Genomic DNA, 579 nt, shown 5'->3' with positions numbered 1-579 from the left:
GGCATATGTTGATAAAAAAGATGGTAGAGGATGAGGGACTTGAACCCCCGACATTCTGCTTGTAAGGCAGACGCTCTCCCAACTGAGCTAATCCTCTATTTTAAACCTTGGCGAATCTTATCTTGGCTTTTTTTTAAAAAACTATTGTCAGAGTAAAAGGACTTAACTGCTGTATTCGGAATGGGAACAGGTGTTTTCCCTTTTATAAATCACCAAGGTTAAAGGAGTTTTGTTTCAAATTTTTTCAAAACTAGATAAACATAGCCGTCTTTATTTAAAATCAAAGTCAATGGATCATTAGTACTAGTCAGCTCAAAAAATCACTTTTCTTACACCTCTAGCCTATCAACCTGATAGTCTTTCAGGGATCTCAATAGGGAAATCTCATCTTAAAGGAGGCTTCACACTTAGATGCTTTCAGTGTTTATCCTTTCTATACGTAGCTACTCAGCTATGGCTCTGGCGAACCAACTGAAACACCAGCGGTATATTCATCCCGGTCTTCTCATACTAGGGACAATTCTTTTCAAATTTCCAACGCCCACGACGGATAGAGACCGAACTGTCTCACGACGTTCT

The 579-nt window shown here is 39.4% G+C and carries 1 tRNA gene and 2 rRNA genes; all 3 read right to left on the bottom strand.

What is annotated here, in order from left to right:
- Window positions 1-21: 21 nt before the first annotated feature.
- Window positions 22-97, bottom strand: a tRNA-Val gene (locus tag AB6A63_RS02495).
- A 7-nt stretch (window positions 98-104) separates the two neighbouring features.
- Window positions 105-218: ribosomal RNA gene (gene rrf, locus AB6A63_RS02490) — 5S ribosomal RNA — on the bottom strand.
- 59 nt (window positions 219-277) lie between these two features.
- Window positions 278-579: ribosomal RNA gene (locus AB6A63_RS02485) — 23S ribosomal RNA — on the bottom strand; the annotation flags it as partial.

It is taken from the genome of 'Camptotheca acuminata' phytoplasma (genome assembly GCF_041276565.1).
Taxonomy (GTDB): domain Bacteria; phylum Bacillota_I; class Bacilli_A; order Acholeplasmatales; family Acholeplasmataceae; genus Phytoplasma.
Note: the sequence above shows the minus strand (reverse complement) of the source record. Positions and strands in the feature narration are given on the sequence as shown.